This window comes from Thermodesulfatator atlanticus DSM 21156 (assembly GCF_000421585.1).
Classification (GTDB): Bacteria; Desulfobacterota; Thermodesulfobacteria; order Thermodesulfobacteriales; family Thermodesulfatatoraceae; genus Thermodesulfatator; species Thermodesulfatator atlanticus.
The window spans coordinates 11,732-31,467 of record NZ_ATXH01000015.1 but is presented as its reverse complement, the minus strand read 5'-3'; the positions used below and the strand labels follow the sequence as shown (position 1 = coordinate 31,467).

The following is a 19,736-nucleotide window of genomic DNA, read 5'->3' as shown; positions in this document are numbered from 1 at the left end:
ATTTAAAGCCTCTTCCCGATTTCGTCAAGATGTGCCAAAATATCTTTTTAATCAAACCAAGGGAGGAGCCTGGTGAAAGTTATCACCGTAAAAACCAATCGCCAAACCGAGCTTGTAGATATTACCCCCAAGGTGGCTGAGGCTATCTCAGGAGTTCAAGAAGGAATTTGTTTTATTTATTGCCCTCATACCACGGCTGGGATTATCATAAACGAAGGCGCAGACCCAGCAGTGGCTGAAGACATCCTTTCTGTCTTTAATCATGTTATCCCCTGGAAGTTTTCCTACAAGCACCTTGAAGGCAACTCTCCGGCACATGTGAAAGCCTCTCTTACTGGCCCGGAGACTTTTGTCTTTATAGAAGATGGCCGCCTTAAATTAGGCACCTGGCAGCGCATCTTTTTTGCTGAATATGACGGCCCGCGTACCAGAAAAGTCTACGTGAAGGTTATCGCGGGCTAATCCTAAAGAAAGGAGTCCGAACTGATGAGTGTTAATAAAGTTATTTTGATCGGAAGGCTGGGAGCAGACCCTGAGATTCGCTACACTGCTGATGGTCAGCCAGTGGCTACTTTTCGTATTGCCACCTCTGAGCGCTGGACAGATAAGGCTGGTAACCGCCAAGAGCGCACTGAGTGGCACCGCATTGTGGCCTTTGGAAGGCTTGCAGAGATTTGCGGGGAATATCTTTCCAAAGGGCGCCAGGTGTATATCGAAGGTCGCCTGCAAACAAGGTCTTATGAAGACCGTGATGGTGTAAAACGCTATGTTACCGAAATCATTGCGCAAAGTATGCAGATGTTAGGAAGCAGAAACGATATAGCAGATCGGCCGGCGCAAGGCCCTTCTCAAGAGCCTGATTTCGTTGACGAACCCCCACCAGAAGAAGACTTGCCCTTCTAAATACGAAAAAGGGGCCATTCGGCCCCTTTTTCTTTAACGGCAGCAGCCAGAAATCTTACTAAACGGGATGTGTTTACGGTCACTGAATTCCTGTTGTTTTCCTTTGTTCCAGTTTTGAACCGGACGAAAGTATCCCACCACCCGGGAATAGACCTCTACCGGAACAGCCTTTACTTTTACCTTGGGCATTTGGGGAGTTTTTTCCATGGGTTTCCTCCTCACTTAGTTTAGTTTGCGATAGGCGTTTTCCGCCAAAGTCGCTAGATCAAGTTCGTTAAGTTCCACTTCGCGCCCGAAACGGGCAAGGTCTTCATCGCTATGGGGATAAGGACAGACCACGTGTTTGCCAGGAATGTAGCCATGGACCGGACATACTGAAAAAGTAGGTGTTAGGGAAAAATAAGGAAGCCTGAAGCGGTTCACAATGGTGCGCACCAGTTGCTTTACAATGCCGGTATCAGGGATTTCTTCACCAATGAAAAGATGCACCACCGTGCCGCCGGTAAAAAGGATTTGTAAGTCATCCTGATGGGAAAGGATTTCAAAGATGTCGTCGGTATAGTTCACTGGAAGATGCACGGAGTTGGTGTAATAGGGAACGTCTTTAGTGCCTGAGGCAATAATGCGGCTGAATTTGGCTTTGTCTATCTTGGCAAGACGATAGCTTGCCCCTTCAGCAGGGGTGGCCTCAAGATTATAGAGGTTCCCTGTTTCTTCCTGGAATTCCATGATTTTTTCTCTCATGAAAAGAAGGACTTTTTTGGCCCATTCTTTTCCGGCTTCGGTATAGATGGGCTCGCCAAGGAAATTAAGGCAGGCTTCGTTCATGCCTATTATGCCAATAGTGGCAAAATGGTTGGTCCAGTATGAGCCTGTTTGCTCTTTAACGCCGGCAAGGTAAACCCGAGAATAAGGGTAAAGCCCTTTTTCGGTGAAATCTTCAATGACCTTGCGCTTTATTTCCAAGGAGACCTTGGCAAGTTCCATAAGCCTTACCAGGCGGTCGAAGAAATCTTCCTCACAGGTTGCCAGATAAGCAATACGGGGAAGATTCAGGGTTACCACGCCAATTGAGCCAGTAAGTGGGGCAGAGCCAAAAAGCCCACCAAGCCTTTTGCGTAACTCGCGGTTATCAAGCCGTAGGCGGCAACACATGGAACGGGCGTCACTGGGATCCATGTCAGAGTTAACGAAGTTTGCAAAGTAAGGGATGCCGTATTTTCTGGTCATCTCCCAGAGGGGTTCTAGGTTCTCATTTTCCCAGTCAAAATCAGCGGTGATGTTATACGTGGGAATGGGGAAGGTAAAAATGCGCCCCTTGGCATCGCCTTCCATCATGAGCTCGCAAAAGGCACGGTTTAGCATGTCCATTTCCGGCTGGAATTCCCCGTAAGTTTCCTTTTGGAGTTTTCCTCCAATTACCACGGCCTGGTCTTTAAAGGTCTCAGGGACTTTGAGATCCATGGTGAGGTTGGTGAAAGGGGTTTGAAAGCCCACGCGGGTGGGGACGTTTACGTTAAAGAGAAATTCTTGAAGGGCTTGTTTTACTTCGCGGTAAGAGAGCTTGTCGTAGCGGATAAAAGGCGCAAGCAAGGTGTCAAAATTTGAAAAGGCCTGGGCCCCTGCAGCTTCGCCCTGAAGGGTGTAGAAGAAGTTTACAATCTGGCCAAGGGCAGTGCGAAAGTGTTTGGCAGGGGTTGATTCCACTTTGCCTGGCACTCCGCCAAACCCGCGCAAAAGAAGATCATAAAGATCCCAACCAACGCAATTATGATTCCACATCCCGTTTACTACCAGAGTATGGGTTTCAGTAGTTATGTCGTAGATGTATTCGTCTGGTATTTCTACAGGATCGTTATTCAGAACCTTGTGCCAGGCACTGCGGTCTTCATCATGCCAGGCCTTCGAAGAATTTTCTGCTGCTTGATATTTCTTAGAAGGCAAATCAAGACCTTCTATCTTGCGAAAGGACAAACCATAAATGGGGTATCTTTGCTGAATTTTACGTCCCTTGTAAAAACGCGTTTGTCCCTGACCTTCAAGAGCTCGATCACGTGGAGTAAAGCCCAGAAGCGATAACACCGTAGCCAGAGATTGAAGCATGCTACGAGATGCAATGCGGATGGTGATGGTAGTTTTGTTTGAGTCAATACTTCCATCTCCGTCAATAAGTCCTGCTACCAGTCCTTTCACAAAGTCGCGGCTATAGTGGAGGATTTCAAGGGGTAAGCTTTTTTGTCGAGCACCTGGAGTTATACCAAAGATGCTTTCAAAAACAAACCTTAAGAAGGGATTCCTTACACGAAGTTCAAAAAAGCGGCCTTTAGGGGCAATACAGCCAAAAAATCCAATTTTACGCAATTTTTCATTAAGAGTTATAAGGGGTTCGATCTCTGATTGGACGACAGAGATGAAGCGGGAGTTTTCATCATCGTAAGAAAGATAACCTTCTGCTAGTACAAAACCTACAAAATAGCCAAAATTTTCGTCAAGCACAAGGTATCTTGGAGCTGCAAAACTTAAGGTATGAATAAGTCCGTCTTCAGGGGTATTCCAAAAAGTAGTTTTTATTCCCATGTTACCGCAAGAGAGGTTTATTCCAGATAGATATCCTGCACATTGATGCTTGCCTTGCAAGAAGACGATAGGCGGGACGGCTTCTTTAGAAAAAATGGGAAGCCCGTTAAAATATACTTGTTCCTTAAAAGGCCAGCCTCTTTGCTTTATTTCTTCCAAAAGATCAAGCTTTTCCAAGCTGAATAAGTTTTCGTGTGCCAGGAGATTAACAAGATCTACCGTATAAAGATAGTCTTCTTGAGATACCTTCAAGGCTTCTTTTTCGCCCCTTTTGGTAATCATAGGATGGTCTTCGGTAACGATAACACTTCTTCCCCCGCGGTTTTTAATAAAACGCATCGGCTTGTCTTTTTTCTTGCGGACTAGACGCGTTACTTTGGTCCAACCATTTTTATCCAAGACGAAGAGATTCTCAGGTATTTTGGCAAAGGCACATACCTTCTGATTAAGCACAAATTCGTTTTCTTCCACCAAGTTGTAAAGGCTCTCAAATGAGGTGAGAATGATTTTATTTTTATATCTGGCTATAATCGTCTCTTTTCCAAAATAGGTATATGGGCCAAGTATTCCCAGGTCGTGAATATGAAAATCCCCCTCCCGATGACCCTCTCCGATTTCAGCAGGATAAAGCTTGGTAAGCCAATAGCGGGCTACCACTGAAGATGAGATGTGGAAGTTAAGGCCCTGCAAAGAATAATTCATGTTTGAGTTTTCCTGCACCCGCCAGTCTTCCTGGGTGAGGTAGTCCTCAATAAGGTTTATGCCATCTACAATGGCCTTTCCGATTTCGCGGGCCTGTTTGCGCTTTTCACGATAAAGGATGTAGGCCTTGGCAATGTCGCCATGCCCATGGGCAATAAGGGTGTCTTCGATGAGGTCCTGAATCTGCTCAACATGGGGAACGTTTCCGTACTTGAAAAAACTACGGTAAAGCTTAAGGGCAACCTCGTCGGCTACTTCTTCGGCGATCTTGCGATCGTCTTTTCCTACGGCCTTTACCGCCTTAAAAACAGCGTTGGCAATGCGCCGCCTGTCAAAGGGCACAAAGCTTCCGTCTCGTTTGCGCACTAAAGGTTCCATTTAAGACCTCCTCACGGCTTTTCCCTCGCCACCATAATTACCCCATCTTCTTGGGGGTGTCAAACACAAATAGCACAATATCTTGTGTTCCTTGGCGTCTAAAGGGTTTACGATGCATGGATAAGTTGGGAGTCATTTTTTAAGTTGCGCTTAAGAAGCTGTCAATTTTTGGGCAACATTTGGAAAAAGAGAAAGATTTGTATGGGGCAGGAAAAGGGCCCCTGTCAAGAGTTGCATGAACTCAGGCCTTACGTTCATTTCAAGGTAAGTCAGGCTTTCAAGGATATTTTTAAGTTCGCTAAAAGAATTTTTATTTTTAAGGAAAACGATAGTTCCCTTGCCCGCAGCGTTTCCCAGGGGCACAAAGCGTTCAAGGGGCCCATCAGGGAGCATGCCGATGGTAATAGCCATTTCCGGGTCAATGTAGTTGCCAAAGCTTCCTGCAATAAAAAAATGGGCGATATCATCAAAGCTTAAGCCCACACTCTGGCAAAGCACGGTGAGAATCGTGTACATGGCTCCTTTTGAACGCACAATGCTTTTCACCTCTCCCTGGGTAACGTAAATAGGGCTTCCCGTAGCGCTTTTTTCTCCCGGGACTAGGATAAAGGCAAGTTCTCCGTCAATAGTTTGAAAACGTTCAGGGAGTTTTTCAGGCACGAATTTCCCGCGCGGATCAATAAGGCCTGCCAGAAACATCTGGGCCAAGAAGTCAATCACCCCTGAGCCGCATATCCCTTTCGGCTTCTCACCTCCAATAGTTTTGAGTTCAATGGTAAGGCTTTGGGGGTCAATCCGTACTCGTTCGATGGCCCCTGGAGCTGCCTGCATGCCACAGGAAAGAATACCTCCTTCAAGGGCAGGGCCTGCGGCGCCTGCGGTTGCCAGCAAAAATTCTTGGTTCCCAAGCACCACTTCGGCATTGGTGCCCACGTCAATGAGTATACTTATCTCTTCCTGACGGTGAAGCCCTGAGGCCAGGATGCCTGCCAATAGGTCTCCGCCAAAATAAGCACCCCGGTTGGGAAACACGAAAAGAAGCCCCTCGGAATGGCCAGGGAGCCCAAGATCTTTAAGGTGCAAGGTGTCAATCCAGTTAACCGCAGGAATGTATGGTTCCCGATAAAGGTAGCGTGTTTCAAGGTTCAGCAAGAAATGGACCATGGTAGTGTTCCCGCAGAGGGCCACGTAATAAATGCTATCTTCAGGAAGGCCTGCAAGGAGTTTTTTTATCTCCTGCTGAAAGGCGCTTATGGTTACCTCGTGAAGTTTTTGGCGCTTTTCAGGTTTGTCAGCAAAGTGCAGGCGGTTGAGAATATCTTCCCCAAAGGGGATTTGCGGGTTTTTGAAATGATGCTCTTTAACTACTTCTCCGCTGTGAAAATCAAGGAGATAGATAACAACGCCGGTGCTTCCCAAATCAATACCAAGGCCCAAAAAGGGCTTTTCATCATCAGGGGATAAAATATCTGCCAGGATCCAGTCTTTCCCATCAAAAAGCACCCGGGCCTTAATTTTAAAATTAGTATCGCGCAAAAGCCGCGGGGCTTTACGCAGGGTGGAAATAGGGACTTTGGGCTCTTTTTCCAAAATTTCTTCGAGTTTTTGCCTTATTCTTGCTTCGTCTGCGCGTTGGTCATCAAGGGAAGGTAAAGGCAGTTCAAGGAGTATTTCTTCAGCCACAAAACCCTTTAGCATTTAAGAAAGAAAACCCTAAATAAGCTTAAACGTCAACCACGCATTGGGCCACCCAGAGTTCGCCAACCTTTTCAACTTTTAGCATGGTGAAAGTGGCGCCTTTTACTTCTTCGCCAAGCTCATGGCGGTTTTCGTCAATGCGCTCTCCCGCAGCAAAGCCTTTAAGCGTACATTTTTTTTGATCTATTTCACAGCCGAATTCGCTAAAGACAAGATTTTCCATGCCAGCTTCTGAAAGCAGCTTGTTAAGCCACTCGATAAAAAGTTCCTCAAGGGTTTCAGCATAAGCCTCTATAGAAACTTTTACTTCAGGGCGTACATCTTCAAGGTTTAAGACCATCAGGCTAAAAAGGGCCTTGGCCGCGTTGATAAAGGCCTCTTCAAGGGTTTTTCCAATGCCGCGGATGCCGATATCAGCGCCGTGTTCAAAAGTCTCGTAACCTGGTTTCATAGGTCAACCTCCGTGCAACCTGTTTTTACAAAGGGCCATAGGCTTCTTAAAAGAAGCGGTGCTTTGCGACGTTTTGTTTCCAGGCAAAGCCAGGCTTTTTCATCGTCTATTAAAACAGTTAAGGCTCCATTTGCCTTGGTGCCATAGTGAGGAACTTTAAATTTTTCAAGACGGGTGAGCACTTTTTTACTCGGATGTATTTCCCAGCGTGAAGAAGAAAGTGCAAGATGAGGGTTTACGCGTCTTAAAAAAGAAGGCCCTGTTGAGGTACTTGAGCCGTGGTGCGCGAGGATAAGAACCTCTGCGGAAATATTTTCTTTTAACAAGAATTTTTCCCGTTTGCAGGTGATGTCGCCTGGGAAAAGAAAACTTTTTTCGCGCAGTTTAAGTTTGGCCACCAGGCTGGCATCGTTTTCAGAAAAGATTCCGTTAGCTGAGAAGAGAAAAAGCTCAAAATAAGAATCTTTAAGCACTTGTTGCGAGGGAATGCGCTCAGGGGATATTACTCGAATTTCCGGATAGGTTTTTAGGATTGATTGAAACCCTCCGGCATGATCCGCCTGGAAATGCGAAATCAAGATAGCTTCAGGCTTAAGACCCATTTTGCGTAAAAAGGGAATTATGCTGAAATGGGCGCTGTCGTATGGCCCTCGCGCTGGTCCTGCGTCAAAAAGAAGTGCGCAACGGGCGGCAACCTTGGCCACTGCAGCACTCCCCTGGCCTACGTCAAGAATCGTCACGTAGCGAAGCCCGTTATTTATGGCGTAAAAATAAGCGCTAAAGGCCAGTACAAGACTTAAAAAGATTATTGGAGTTAAACGCCCGACAGCGAGGGTCCCATCCCCAAAAGATACTCCCAGTCCTGTGAAAATGTTTTTGGGATGACAGGCCAGGGAGACTTTCCCCGCGACGCCTTTTTCATGTTTTCGTTGTAAGCAATCACTGACAGTTAATAGAAGTTTACGTTTGCACCAGAAAAAGACTGACAGAGCAAAAAGCAAAAGCACCCACAGGAAGGCGCCGAGAGGAAAGGGGCAACTTATTTGCGGAAGCGGAAACGTCTTTATGGAAACACATTTTGCGGCAAGCTCAGCGGGGATCTTCGCCATTTGCGGGCTAAAAAAAGAAAGCCATGCCGCCAGAAACTCAAGTGGAAGCACGAGAAACCCAAAAACAGGTATTGCCAATAGGTTAGTAAATGGCCCCCAGGGCGAAACACTTCCCTTAAGCCACAGGATAAAAGGAGAAGTAGCTAAAGAAGCAAAAAACGAATAGACAAACCCTTTAATCAAATATTTTTTGATGCGCCCTTCTGGGAGAGAGATGTTTTTAAGTATTCGGTGGGCCAGGATAAGGGCGGCTACTGCGGTTACCGAAAGCCTGAAGGAAAGGCTCCCAATGCTTTCCGGGCTTATGACCAGGATGAAAAGCACCGTAGCTGAAAGCACGTCAAAGCCCTTTATCTCGCGAAAGAGAAGAAGCGCAACTCCCCAGAGGGCAAACATTACAAAGGCCCTTTCTGCGGAAGGACTCGGCCCGGAGATCAGCGTATAAGCAAGAAGCAAAGGCATGGCCACCACAAAATTCCACTGCTCAGCGGTCAGCTTGTTTAAAAGCTCAGGTCTTACCCTAAAAACTGGCTTAACCAGGGTCCTTATCAGGAAGAAGAGAAGCCCGATATGGAGCCCTGAAACTGCCAGGAGATGTAATAGCCCTGCTTTTTCGTAAGCTTTGCGAAAATCCTGAGGCAGATTTCTTTTCTCCCCCAGAATCAGGGCTTCGAAGAGCCCCTGGGCCCTTGGAGAGAGATTTTCTGAAAAAGAAAAGAGCCTTTCGCGTATGCTTTGAATGGGTTTAAAAGAACCTTTTTCAGGTAGGACTTTTACTTTGCGCGCGTAACCAATGAATTTTATTCCGCGGGCCTTAAGCTCGCGGGCATAATCTCCTGAGAAGGGATTAAGGCTTCCCCGCGGCGGCTTAAGGGTCAGATCGGCTTGAAAGATGGTCCCTGGAGAAAGCGCAACTTTTTTAGGCACATAGATTATGACTTTTTCGTTGCTGGAAAGAAGGGTTGCTTCAGCTTTTTTGAAGATTTTTCCTGGCACCAGGGCTTTCTCCAGCCGAAAGGTGAAAACGCCTTTTTGCCTTTTTGCTTCCGGAATGGTCGGAGAAGGGAAAAGTTTAAGCCCCAGGAGAAATGCCCCCAGGAAAATAAACATGAAGATGAAGTTTTTGCGCTTAAAAGCTATGCAAATAAGAAAAATTACAGGGAAAATCAGGTAGGCCCTTTCCCAGGCCAGGAAAAGACCACCTGCCCAGGCAAGGGCGGTTTTTTGAAGCGGGCTTTCTGGAAACTTTAAACTAAAAGGTTTGGAGGACAAGTTTTACCAAGGGCTTTTTTAAGCCTCTCCACCTCCTCTTGGAGTTCGGTTATCCGGTCAAGGAGCTGGAGGATGATATCTATCCCAGCGAGGTTTACTCCTAGCTCATCACGAAGGCGTCTGATGAGAAGAAGCCTTTTAAGGTCTTCTTCAGCAAACACATAACGACGGCCTTCGCGTTTGGGTTCGAGAAGGCCTTCTTCAATCCACACCCGTAAGGTTTTGGGGGAGAGCCCTACTTTTTCGCAAATTACTTTCATTTCATAGTATATCGCCATTTTTTGCCTCCAGTTTAATTTGGCTACCCAAAGAAATATTAAGAACAAATTTTTATTCGTTAAGGGGGTTAGGCCTTTTTAGGCCGCGGGCCGAAAAGGGCGGTGCCCACGCGTACGATGGTGGCCCCTTCTTCAATGGCTATGTGAAAATCATGGCTCATACCCATGGAAAGCTCTTTGAGATCTGCCTCAGGGAATTTTTCCTGCATTGCATCGCGAAGTTCTCTTAAACGGGCAAAAAATGGCCTTACTTCTTCAGGATCCTCGCGGTAGGGTGGAATGGTCATAAGGCCTGAGAGCTTAAGTTCTTTAAGGGATAAAACGTGCTCAATAAGAAACGGGAGGTCTTCAGGCAAGACCCCTGCCTTGGTTTCTTCGCCGCCGACATTTACTTCAATGAGCACGGGAAGAGTTTTGCCGAGTTTTTGGACCCTTTTGGCAAGCTCAGAAGCAATGACCTTGCGGTCAATGGTTTCTATCATGTGGAAAATTTTGACAGCGTCTTTGGCTTTGTTGCGCTGAAGATAACCTATAAGATGCCAGGTTATGGGAAGGTCTTTAAGGGCCTCTTTTTTCTTTTTGGCTTCTTGCACGTAATTTTCGCCAAAAAGGGAAAGCCCGGCTTCAAATGCCTCGCGGATTTTTTCTGGCGGTTGGGTTTTTGAGGCCCCAAGAAGTTTGATTTCTTCAGGGGCTCTTCCTGCTTTCTGTGCTGCCTTTTCGATTTTTTCTCGTATTTGAGTAAGCCTTTCTTTGATGGTCATCATCTAAACCTCAGCCAAAGATCCCAGAAAATAGCAGCAAGAGAAAAAACAAAAATTACCACGTAATTCCATCTTTCTTTGGATACTTTTATGCTTGATACCAGATAACGCAAGGCCTCGAAGTCTTCGTCTGAAAGCTTTTCTTTTTTTTCTAGTTTTTCAAGGAGACGCAGTTCTTCAATAGTTTTCTTGCGGCGGGCGGTGACATAGGCCCGAAACATAAAGAAGATCATGTTGCCGCATACCCCTAAATACCAAAAAAGGGTGATGAGATCAGGACGATTGTAGGCTTTGGCAATGAGGATAAGACGAAGGGAAATGGCACCGCAGATACCGATGAGAAAGGCAGCCCAAGGCACCCAGCTAGGAAAACGATGCGGCACATGATACGACTCAGCCATTTAAACACATCCTTTCACGATTTTCTGAAAATTGCCTTGCTAAAAATAAACCTTTTCATTTTTTCGGCAAGTTTTCCAGAAAGCCTTTGGCAAAATTGCCAAGTTCATGGTTGCAAGCGGGGATCCGTTCCCATTTTTCGAAACGAAAAAACGGAAGTGTTGCTCTTCATACGTCGGGGGGCAAGTATTGTTTTGTCCATCCATTACTAGAGAGCTTAGAGAGCAAAGTTTATCTCAAAAGGAGCTGGGTCGGGCGTTGCCAACCTTGGAAAGACTTTACGCGCGAGTGGGATTAATTATTTCCCACACGGGCTATCAAGTGGGATTACGTAAAATTTTACGTGTAAAAATTTTTGGTCGTGTTAATTTAGCGGCATGAAGTTGCCGAAACGCGTATATCTCATAGGTATCGGGGGCGTGGGGATGGGAGCCCTAGCAGGGCTTTTCAAAAAAGCAGGAGCAGAAGTTTACGGCTCAGAGGCCCAAAAGATCTACCGTCCCATGAGTGAGCTCTTAAAAGAAATAGGCGCACAGGTCTTTTTAGGCTTTAACCCAGAGAACTTAGTCAAGGTTTCCCCTGAGCTAGTTATTATTGGAAATGTGGCCCGCTACGATAATCCCGAAGTAAAATACGTCCTTTCAGAAAAGATCCCGTATCTTTCTTTACCAGAAGCCCTTTTTGCCTTTTTTATCATGCACCGAAAAAGTCTCGTGGTTGCTGGCACCCACGGCAAAACCACTACTTCAGCGCTACTTGCCCACGCCCTTAGGGTCCTTGGTGAAAGCCCGACCTTTTTCCTGGGTGGTATGCTTAGGGATCTGGCACGTAATTTTGAACTTGGCCAGGGGAAATACGTTGTCCTTGAAGGAGACGAATACGATAGCGCCTTTTTTGACAAACGCCCGAAGTTTATACATTACGCCCCCTTGGGAGCAATACTTACAAGCTTAGAGTTTGACCACGCTGATATATACGAAGATTTTTCTGCCTTAGAAAGCGCTTTTGGCTATTTTGTCTCCCTTATTCCCTCGTACGGCAGCTTAGTTTATTTTGCTGATAAAAACGTGGCGAAGGTTGCCCAAATATCTTCTGCGAAAAAACTTTCTTACGGCCCAGAAGGCGAGCTTAAATTAGTGAGCCGTGAAGTGTCTCAGAGGCCAATCGGCCAGTGGGTCAATTACCAATTAGATGGCAAAGTTGGTCGCTTTTTCTTGCCGCTTATTGGTGAACACAACGCCTTAAATGCCCTGGGAGTCCTTGGCTTACTTAAGTCCCTTGGTTTTTCGGAAAAAACAATTGAAAAGGCCTTTGCAAGCTTCCCTGGCACCAAAAGACGCCAGGAAGTTCTGCTTGAAGATCCATGTTTGGTGATTGATGATTTTGCCCATCATCCCACCGCGGTTTCTGTTACCATTGCTGCGGTTAGAGAGACCTGGCCCAAGAAGCGTCTTATCGCATGCTTTGAACCGCGCACTAACACCAGCAGGCGCAAGATCTTTCAGGAAGATTATGCCAAAGCCCTCAGTACTGCTGACGTAGTCTTTCTTAAAAACCCGCCAAATCCTGAAAAAGTCCCCAAAGAAGAGCGTTTGGACCTTATAAAACTTGTCAAAGACATTATTGCTTGCGGCAAAGAAGCCTATGTGGCAGAAGACGGAGAGGCTCTTTTTGTAAAACTAAAGAAAAAAATTAAGCCTGGTGACGTGGTACTTTTCATGTCAAACGGGCCTTTTGATAATCTGACCGAGAAACTGGTGGCGTTTTGCCGTCAAAACTTGAAGAGCTAAAAAGTATCCAGCAAGAGCTTGCCAAGAAAGTAAAGCTTTGCCCGCTTAAGCGAAAGCCTCGTCTGGTAGCAGGGGCTGATGTTTCTTACGTCATTTCTTCTCAAGAAAGCATCGGCGTTTTCGTGGTTTACGACCTTAAAGAAAAAAAGATGGTGGCCAAGGCCTTTGCCAGGCTAAAAACTACTTTCCCATACATTCCGGGGTTTCTTTCCTTTCGAGAAGTCCCGGTTTTAAAAGAAGCCTTTAAGGGTCTTTCAGTTATGCCAGATGTTTTGCTTGTTGATGGCCAGGGGATCCTTCACCCCAGGGGACTTGGGCTTGCTTCTCACCTAGGCCTTGAGCTAAAGCTCCCTACCATTGGGGTGGCCAAGAAGCCTTTGGTGGGTGAATTTGAAATACCTCCTCAAGAACCGGGTTCCTTTACTCCGATTTATTTAAACGGTGAGGTAAAGGGAGTGTGCTTACGCACGCGCAAAGGAGTTAAGCCGGTTTATGTTTCTCCCGGACACCTTATAACCCTTGAAGAGGCCCTAGAAGTGGTAAAAGCTTCGCTTTCAGGGTACCGTATTCCCGAACCTTTACGCCAGGCACACATATTTTCTCAGAGGTTGCGGCATGAATGCGGTGATAATTCCAGCAGGCGGGATAGGAAGTAGGCTTGGGGCAGAAATTCCCAAGCAGTTTTTAGAAATTGCCGGAAAACCCCTTATCTGGCATACTATCTCTGTTTTTGAAGCCCTACCAGAGGTTGACTTAATCGTTATCCCAGTTGTCAAGGCCTGGGAAGAAAAGCTAAAAAGCCTTTTAGTAGGCTTTGCTAAAGCAATAAAAATTGTCCCTGGAGGCGCCACCCGCCAGGATTCTGTGGCAAATGGCCTTTTGGCATTGCCAGAAGAAACAGAAATCGTTCTGGTGCATGATGCCTGTCGGCCCTTTGTAACACAGGACCTGGTGCGCCAGGTGATTGCCAAGATCAAAGCAAAAGGTGCTGCCCTGGTAGCACTTCCTTCGCGGGATACGGTAAAAGAAATAGAAAATGGCCTGGTTTTGCGCACCCTCCCACGAGAACGCATCTATCTTGCCCAGACCCCGCAAGGGGCGCGCTTTGCCCTCTTGAAAAAGGCCTTTTTACATGCACAGGAAAAGGGCCTTCTCGCCACTGATGAAGCCGCACTCCTTGAAGCTTGCGGTATTCCTGTTTACGTTGTTTGTGGCAATTTTTTAAACTTTAAAATAACTACCAGGGAAGACCTGGAAATTGCCCGGGCAATCCTTTCTTTTTCCAAAGAACTAGCTTAAAATTCAGTCTTATTGACACTCTAACGAAAGAGCGTCATTATCATAGTTTGACATTTTAATTATTGGGTGAAGAGGCAAAATGAAAAAAGATTTTGAGCCCATTAAACCTGCCAAACGCACTGAAAAGATCGAATACGCAGTGCGCGACATTGTCCTGGTGGCGGAAGAAGCCCGCCGCAAGGGCAAAGAGCTTCTCTTTTTAAACATCGGAGATCCCGTTCAATATGACTTTCGCACCCCCGAGCCCCTGATAGAAGCCACCTATCAGGCCATGTGCGAAAACTTAACTGGCTATTCCGCCTCAGAGGGGGTTGACGAGGCTATCTGTGCGATTCGCAAGGAAGCCGAAAAAAAGGGCATAAAGCCTGTAGATATTTTTATCACCACAGGTGCCAGCGAAGCCATTGATTTTGCACTAACCGCCCTGGTAAACGAAGGAGAAAACGTCCTTGTCCCCTACCCCGGGTATCCTCTTTACACGGCTATTTTGGCCAAACTGTGTGCCTTTCCTAATCCCTATTACCTTGACGAAGAAAACGCCTGGCAACCTGACCTTGCTGATATCGAAGCCAAGGTTAACGACAAAACCCGCGCTATTGTCATCATTAACCCCAACAACCCTACTGGAGCGGTCTATTCTGAAGAAACCCTAAGGGGCATCATTGAGATTGCCCGCAAGCATCAGCTTGTAATTTTTGCAGATGAAATCTACGATAAGCTAGTTTTTGACGGCAAAAAACATATTTCCATCGCGGCCCTTGATCCCGAAGTCCCGGTGGTAACTTTTAATGGGCTTTCAAAGTGTTATCTTGCCCCCGGCTTTAGGATTGGTTGGGGGATTGTTTCAGGCCCGTGGGAGGTAGTAAAAGATTTCACAGAGGCGATTCATAAACTTGCACGTGCAAGACTTTCTACTAGTCATCCCAAGCAATACGCCATCCCCGTAGCCTTAAATGGCAACCAGGTCCATATAGACGAAGCTATTAAAAAACTTGAACGCCGCCGGGATCTCACCGTAAAGATGCTAAACGAAATCCCGGGGATCTCTTGCGTTAAACCTGAAGGCGCGTTTTATGCGTTTCCGCGTATAGATGTCCCGGGAGTCTCTGACATCGAATTCGTCAAAGAGTTGATCGCAGAAACAGGCGTAGTAGTAGTCCACGGAAGTGGCTTTGGCCAAAAGCCCGGCACTGCTCATTTCAGGGTAGTGTTTCTGCCGCCTGAAGATATACTTGAAAAGGCCTACGAACGCATCAAGGATTTTATGCAAAAGTTCCTTGCTAAACGCGGGCTTAAAGCGGCTTGACTCCCGTATATACCGTTACAATACCAAATGTTAACGGATAAAACTTTATCTCTTTAAACCCTGCTCTTTGCATCATTCGGGCAAATTCTTCTGGAGCAGGGAATTTAGCAATAGACTTAGCCAGGTATTGATAGGCCTCTTCATCTCCGGTAAGAGTCCCTCCCAGAAGCGGCATAAAGTGGTTGAGATACAAATGGTAAACTTGCTTAAATATGGGAACTTTTGGGCGAGAAAATTCTAATACTGCAAGCTTGCCTCTTGGTTTAAGCACCCGGATTATCTCCGCGAGTCCCTTTTCAGGATTGGCAAGATTTCTAATACCAAAGGCCACACTAGCCCCCCAGAAGGAATCATCTTTAAAGGGTAAGGACTCTGCGTCTCCTGCCACTTGTGTGATAAAACTAAGGGCTGGGTGCCTTGCCAGGCGCACTTTGCCATAGGCAAGCATTTCGTAGGTGATGTCAAGGGCAACTACCTGGCGCGGACGCTGGCGGACTATTTCCTTGGCAAGGGTGAGGGTGCCTGCGCACAGATCAAGTATTGGCCCGGGAAGTCTTTTTAGTTCTTTGATAGTGCGATAGCGCCACCAATGGTCTATGCCAAAACTTCCTAAGGTGTTCACCAAATCATAGCGGCGGGTTACCCGGGAGAACTTTTCTTTTACGTAAACTTTTTTATTTTTTATCTCATCCATGGCGCAAAGCTTAGTTAAGAAGAAAAATCCTGACAAGATAGCGCAAAAATTATTTGCCGCGGAAATGGGCCTTGCCATTGGAGACGCCTTGGGATTTCCTTTCGAGGGAAAAGCCAGAGAGGAACTAAAACATATCAATCTCTCTTGCTATCACGCTGGCTTGTTTCCACCTGGTACGTGGTCAGATGACACGTCGCTTACTTTTATAACTATAGAAAGCCTCAGGCGTTGCCAGGGACTTAATTTAGCTGATCTAGCGCAAAGTTTTTTGCGCTGGCTAAAGGAAGGTTATCTTACCCCTTTTGGCCAGGCGATAGGGGTAGGGCGCGCCACCAAAGAGGCGCTTTTGCGCATTGAAAAAGGGGTTTTACCTGAAAAGGCCGGCGGCACTGATGAAAGAGACAACGGCAACGGAAGTCTCATGCGCATCTTGCCTGTAGTGCTCCGGTATCGCCGTGAACCCGAGTTAGTAATGCTTGAGAAGGTTCACCTGGCTTCAAGTATCACCCACGCGCATCCAAGGGCAAAAATAGCCTGCGGCCTTTACGCCCTTCTTTGCCGCGGGCTAATAGAAACGGAATTTGATAAGGCCCTTGGCTACGCCCTTGATTTTGGAAGAAAGTTTTATCAAAAAGCACCTTTTAGCGCGGAGCTAAGGTATTTTGAACCTCTTTTTGACGGAAGCCTTTTTACCTGGCCTCAGGAAAAAATTAGCACCAGTGGATATGTGGTGCATACCCTTCTTGCTGCCTGTTGGATTCTAAAACGAACAAAAAGCTATCACGAAGCGGTGACTCTTGCGGTGCGTTTAGGAGGAGATACAGACACCACTGCCGCTGTTGTTGGAGGAGCAGCAGGGCTTTGTTATGGTTATGAATCTTTACCTGCAAATTTGTTAAATGAACTGGTAAAAGGCGAAATGCTCAAAAATATAGCCTGGGTCTTTGCGCTGGAGGCGATGTGAAAGCAGAAATACATAGCCTTTTTTTAGACCTTGCCTTAATTCTTTTTTTGGCGCGCCTTTTTGGAAGCATTTTTCAGAGATTTGGGGTGCCAGCTGTTCTGGGAGAAATTTTTACCGGTCTTGCTTTAGGTCCTAGTCTTCTAGGGTTAGTGGAGCCCAACGTTATCCTTAAGCTCCTTGCTGAAATCGGAATAATTCTTCTTCTTTTTCAAATAGGTCTTGAGGTTGATATTGACCAGGTGAAAAAGACCGGGTTTCAATCCTTGGCCGTAGCTTTAATAGGTGCCTTTTTGCCCATTGGACTGGGAACCTTTATCGGTCACTATTTTATGAATCTAAATGTTACGGCTTCGTTATTTATCGGAGGGACCCTTGCCGCAACTAGCATAGGCATAACCGTAAGGATTTTAAGGGATTTTAAGGTTATTGAAACACGAGCGGCACAAATTGTTCTTGCCGCAGCGGTGATAGACGACATTTTAGGGGTTCTTTTACTGACCGTTCTTTTTGAATTTGCTCAAACTGGAACTTTCCAATTCTTCTCAACCTTTACCTACATATTTTACATTTTAACTTTTTTTCTTTTGGCACCTTTAGCAGCACACACTATAGCATTGATGATTGACTTTTTGGCTCGCAAGCTAAAGACATATGAATTCATCCCTTCAACTATCCTATCGCTAATCTTCTTTTTAGCTTATTTTGCCCAGCGTTTTGGAGCCCCTGAAATTTTAGGCGCTTTCACCGGAGGGATTGCTTTTTCCCGTCGTTTTGTGGTTCCATTTGCAGCAAGCTTAAGAGTTTCAACCGCCACGGTGACAAGCGTCAAAAGTGTTATTGATCCTCTTATTTTCATTTTTACCCCCCTGTTTTTTGTTTACGTAGGTTTAGAGATAAACTTGAAGGCCTTGGAACTGAGTTTTTATCTTTTACTCTATTTTCTTATTTTTTCTTTGGTAGCTCTAGTTAGTAAGGGTGTTGCGGGATTTGTCATCAAAGGAACCTTTGCAGAAAGGCTTTTTGTAGGCCTAGCCATGGTTCCAAGGGGTGAAGTAGGGATAATATTTGCTGAATTTGGCCGCATAAGTGGTATATTTGATCAAAACGTTTATACGGTAATGATTGCGGTAGTAGCTTTTACCACTTTAATTGCTCCGTTTATGTTGAAATATTACTTTAAAAAAGACGGAGATGGCCTATGCTTAAACCAAAAGTCCCTAAAAAGTGGCTTTATTTTGTAGCAGGTAGCTTGTGGATGGCCGTAGGACTGATGCTTTCCTTACGTGCCACTTTTGCCGCAATTAAATTAAATAAACTCTGGGCCTGGAGCCTTTGGTCTGTTGCTTATGTTTCTTCCTATTTCTTCGGAAAACGTATCCTTTCAAGGATTGCCTTTCGCAATATCAAACGGCTTGATGATCGGGATGCTAGCCACCTCTGCCTTTTTGCCTTCCAGCCCTGGAAGAGCTATCTCATTATCACCATTATGATTTGCCTTGGGGTTTTTATTAGGAAGCACCCTCTCCCTTATTGGGAATACATCGTCGTATACGGTCTTATGGGGGGAGCGCTAATTACTGCTAGTCTTAAATACTTTCAGGCAGGCAGACAAAGAATAAGCAATAACCGCCAAAGCGCTTAACTAAGCCTTATTTTTACAGAAATGTCTCTTGCATTTTCGGTCATTTTAAGGCGGCTTACAAAGCCTTCAATCACACCAGCCAGAGTCTCCCGAACATATTTTTTCAAAGGAACACGTCTTCCGTTAACAAACAAAACGGCATTTATCTGGAGAGTGGGTTTTATGATATGTTCTTCCATAAAATCAACTATCTCGCCAATATTCTCTAAACTAAAATTTTTGCCGTTTTTTACTTCGTAATCTGAAATGGATGCCAGAACTCCGGAAACCTTCCCTTTAAGAGATTTTTCAAAAATGCCCTTTTTAAGAATTTCCATTTTGGGAATTCTTTCTACATGTGCAAAACCATCTGCCAAGACAATGTCAAATCCTTCGAAAATTCGCATCAAAAGGTGCTCAAATTCTTCGTTCTCAAAGTCTTGCTTAAGATAGAGGCGACCAAATGCAAGCTCGGCAACCGCCGCAACCTCAAGAGGCTCTTGGGTATTCTTTGCAAGAGAAACTTCTTTTATATGGCCTACTTTATATCCTCGCCTCCTGAGCTCGGCGGTTACCGCACGGAAAACATCGTCGCGATCTTCACAACCTATAAATGCAACTACAGGGATCATTTACTTAGAACCTTGTTTAATTTTTTCGTAATATTTGCTGTGAAGAATAGATACTTCGTCAGCAGACTTATGTCCGTAAATCATGCTCCAAATGGCACCCTTAATGGCAAAAAGGGACATGTAAACATGGGTGAAAAAGAGTGCCACAATAGCAAGGCCAAGCACCATGTGAAACAGCGTAAAATAGCGCAAGTTAGTCACAGAGGTATTGAAAAGATAGAGATAAAAACCTGTTAAGAGCATTAAGCCACCACCTAACGTTGAAAGCCAGAACCACATCTTTTGGCCGGCGTTATATTTACCCGCAGGGATAGGACGTTTCTTTTTGCTGAGATACCCGCCCAGGATGAGGAACCAGTCGATATCATAAGGTGCAGGAAGCATGTCTTTCACCCACATGAGAAACATCGGGACAACGGTGATACCAAAACCAAAGGCAGAGATAAGGTGCACGTAGCGGCAAAACCTAACGAAGGCTCCGCCTCCAAGGTAATCAGCAAAAACAATAATTAGACCGGTAAAAACCAGCAAAGTGAAGAAAAGAGCTGCAGCCCAGTGGATGATGCGGGCAAAAACGCCGTAATAATGAATTTGTTCTCCCTCGTGAGAGAATTTTTTCGGACCAATGATTACATAATGTAAAAAGAATACTCCTGGTACTGCTACAACTACCAAAAGAAATAAGGGCTTAAGTAGCGGGACATATTTGATAAAGAAAGGCCCTGAGTTCGCCCAATCTCCCACAACGGCCGCGTAAAACTCCCGCCAAAGATCAATATAGTAGCCAGTATTAAAAGGTACGTTTAAGGCCAAGGCCAGCCCCCCTCCTATTAAAAGGAACATCGCTACCGCAAAGAAGCAGATGACTTCGTTAGCTAACCTTCTCATCGCAAACACCC

Annotated in this window: 18 protein-coding genes and 2 pseudogenes; 9 read left to right on the top strand and 11 right to left on the bottom strand. The window is 45.7% G+C overall.

Annotation, left to right across the window (positions count from 1 at the left end; translation table 11 throughout):
- The first annotated feature begins 69 nt into the window (after positions 1–69).
- Together H528_RS0107185 and H528_RS0107180 are read left to right on the top strand one after the other, a co-directional pair.
- A complete protein-coding gene (locus H528_RS0107185; protein WP_028845842.1) occupies positions 70–462 on the top strand; it encodes a secondary thiamine-phosphate synthase enzyme YjbQ in 393 nt (130 codons plus the stop codon).
- Between the two features lie 24 nt (positions 463–486).
- Positions 487–903 (top strand): single-stranded DNA-binding protein, encoded by a 417-nt coding sequence (locus H528_RS0107180; protein ID WP_022853652.1) that lies wholly within the window; start codon positions 487–489, stop codon positions 901–903.
- A gap of 33 nt (positions 904–936) precedes the next feature.
- On the opposite strand, the pseudogene H528_RS14890 reads toward H528_RS0107180, so the two are convergent.
- From H528_RS14890 to H528_RS0107140, 8 genes and pseudogenes are all read right to left on the bottom strand, one after another.
- Positions 937–2,706: pseudogene (locus tag H528_RS14890) on the bottom strand (ribonucleoside triphosphate reductase); the annotation flags it as partial.
- A gap of 228 nt (positions 2,707–2,934) precedes the next feature.
- Positions 2,935–4,560, bottom strand: a pseudogene (gene nrdD, locus H528_RS14885) (anaerobic ribonucleoside-triphosphate reductase); the annotation flags it as partial.
- A 150-nt stretch (positions 4,561–4,710) separates the two neighbouring features.
- Positions 4,711–6,243 carry an ASKHA domain-containing protein gene (locus tag H528_RS0107165; RefSeq protein WP_022853651.1) on the bottom strand — a complete coding sequence of 511 codons (1,533 nt, stop codon included), beginning with the start codon at positions 6,241–6,243 and terminating at the stop codon, positions 4,711–4,713.
- A gap of 40 nt (positions 6,244–6,283) precedes the next feature.
- Positions 6,284–6,709 carry an archease gene (locus tag H528_RS0107160; RefSeq protein ID WP_022853650.1) on the bottom strand — a complete coding sequence of 142 codons (426 nt, stop codon included), beginning with the start codon at positions 6,707–6,709 and terminating at the stop codon, positions 6,284–6,286.
- Positions 6,706–9,090 carry a DNA internalization-related competence protein ComEC/Rec2 gene (locus H528_RS0107155; protein WP_022853649.1) on the bottom strand — a complete coding sequence of 795 codons (2,385 nt, stop codon included), beginning with the start codon at positions 9,088–9,090 and terminating at the stop codon, positions 6,706–6,708. The genes H528_RS0107160 and H528_RS0107155 overlap by 4 nt, the downstream gene beginning before the upstream one ends.
- Positions 9,066–9,368: a chaperone modulator CbpM gene (locus H528_RS13080; RefSeq protein WP_022853648.1), complete on the bottom strand. Its 303-nt coding sequence runs from the start codon at positions 9,366–9,368 to the stop codon at positions 9,066–9,068. Before H528_RS13080 ends, H528_RS0107155 begins: the two co-directional genes overlap by 25 nt.
- Positions 9,369–9,436: 68 nt before the next feature.
- On the bottom strand, positions 9,437–10,135 hold the full coding sequence (locus H528_RS0107145; protein WP_022853647.1) for a YggS family pyridoxal phosphate-dependent enzyme: 699 nt from the start codon (positions 10,133–10,135) through the stop codon (positions 9,437–9,439).
- Positions 10,132–10,533 carry a hypothetical protein gene (locus tag H528_RS0107140; protein ID WP_022853646.1) on the bottom strand — a complete coding sequence of 134 codons (402 nt, stop codon included), beginning with the start codon at positions 10,531–10,533 and terminating at the stop codon, positions 10,132–10,134. Before H528_RS0107140 ends, H528_RS0107145 begins: the two co-directional genes overlap by 4 nt.
- Before the next feature lie 375 nt (positions 10,534–10,908).
- On the opposite strand from H528_RS0107140, the gene H528_RS13075 reads away from it, so the two are divergent.
- From H528_RS13075 to H528_RS0107120, 4 genes are all read left to right on the top strand, one after another.
- A complete protein-coding gene (locus H528_RS13075; protein ID WP_022853645.1) occupies positions 10,909–12,321 on the top strand; it encodes a UDP-N-acetylmuramate--L-alanine ligase in 1,413 nt (470 codons plus the stop codon).
- On the top strand, positions 12,297–12,977 hold the full coding sequence (locus tag H528_RS13070; protein WP_022853644.1) for an endonuclease V: 681 nt from the start codon (positions 12,297–12,299) through the stop codon (positions 12,975–12,977). Before H528_RS13075 ends, H528_RS13070 begins: the two co-directional genes overlap by 25 nt.
- Complete coding sequence (ispD, locus tag H528_RS0107125) at positions 12,937–13,620, top strand: 2-C-methyl-D-erythritol 4-phosphate cytidylyltransferase (RefSeq protein WP_022853643.1); 684 nt, start codon at positions 12,937–12,939, stop codon at positions 13,618–13,620. The genes H528_RS13070 and ispD overlap by 41 nt, the downstream gene beginning before the upstream one ends.
- Before the next feature lie 79 nt (positions 13,621–13,699).
- Positions 13,700–14,926: an aminotransferase class I/II-fold pyridoxal phosphate-dependent enzyme gene (locus H528_RS0107120; RefSeq protein ID WP_022853642.1), complete on the top strand. Its 1,227-nt coding sequence runs from the start codon at positions 13,700–13,702 to the stop codon at positions 14,924–14,926.
- Here the strand turns inward: H528_RS0107120 and H528_RS0107115 are convergent.
- Positions 14,913–15,620, bottom strand: coding sequence for a ubiquinone/menaquinone biosynthesis methyltransferase (locus tag H528_RS0107115; protein WP_022853641.1), 708 nt, complete (start codon positions 15,618–15,620; stop codon positions 14,913–14,915). The genes H528_RS0107120 and H528_RS0107115 overlap by 14 nt on opposite strands.
- Between H528_RS0107115 and H528_RS0107110 the strand changes: the two genes are divergently transcribed.
- From H528_RS0107110 to H528_RS0107100, 3 genes are read left to right on the top strand one after another with little or no spacing between them, the layout of a single operon-like run.
- The gene (locus tag H528_RS0107110; RefSeq protein ID WP_022853640.1) at positions 15,619–16,584 is read left to right on the top strand and encodes an ADP-ribosylglycohydrolase family protein; all 966 of its coding nucleotides are present in this window, start codon (positions 15,619–15,621) and stop codon (positions 16,582–16,584) included. The genes H528_RS0107115 and H528_RS0107110 overlap by 2 nt on opposite strands.
- Positions 16,581–17,825 (top strand): cation:proton antiporter, encoded by a 1,245-nt coding sequence (locus H528_RS13065; protein WP_022853639.1) that lies wholly within the window; start codon positions 16,581–16,583, stop codon positions 17,823–17,825. Before H528_RS0107110 ends, H528_RS13065 begins: the two co-directional genes overlap by 4 nt.
- Positions 17,783–18,226 (top strand): hypothetical protein, encoded by a 444-nt coding sequence (locus tag H528_RS0107100; protein ID WP_022853638.1) that lies wholly within the window; start codon positions 17,783–17,785, stop codon positions 18,224–18,226. Before H528_RS13065 ends, H528_RS0107100 begins: the two co-directional genes overlap by 43 nt.
- Here H528_RS0107100 and H528_RS0107095 read toward each other — a convergent pair.
- On the bottom strand, positions 18,223–18,837 hold the full coding sequence (locus H528_RS0107095; protein ID WP_022853637.1) for a P-loop NTPase family protein: 615 nt from the start codon (positions 18,835–18,837) through the stop codon (positions 18,223–18,225). The two genes, H528_RS0107100 and H528_RS0107095, sit on opposite strands and share 4 nt — an antisense overlap.
- Complete coding sequence (locus H528_RS0107090) at positions 18,838–19,725, bottom strand: formate dehydrogenase subunit gamma (RefSeq protein WP_022853636.1); 888 nt, start codon at positions 19,723–19,725, stop codon at positions 18,838–18,840.
- Positions 19,726–19,736: the final 11 nt, after the last annotated feature.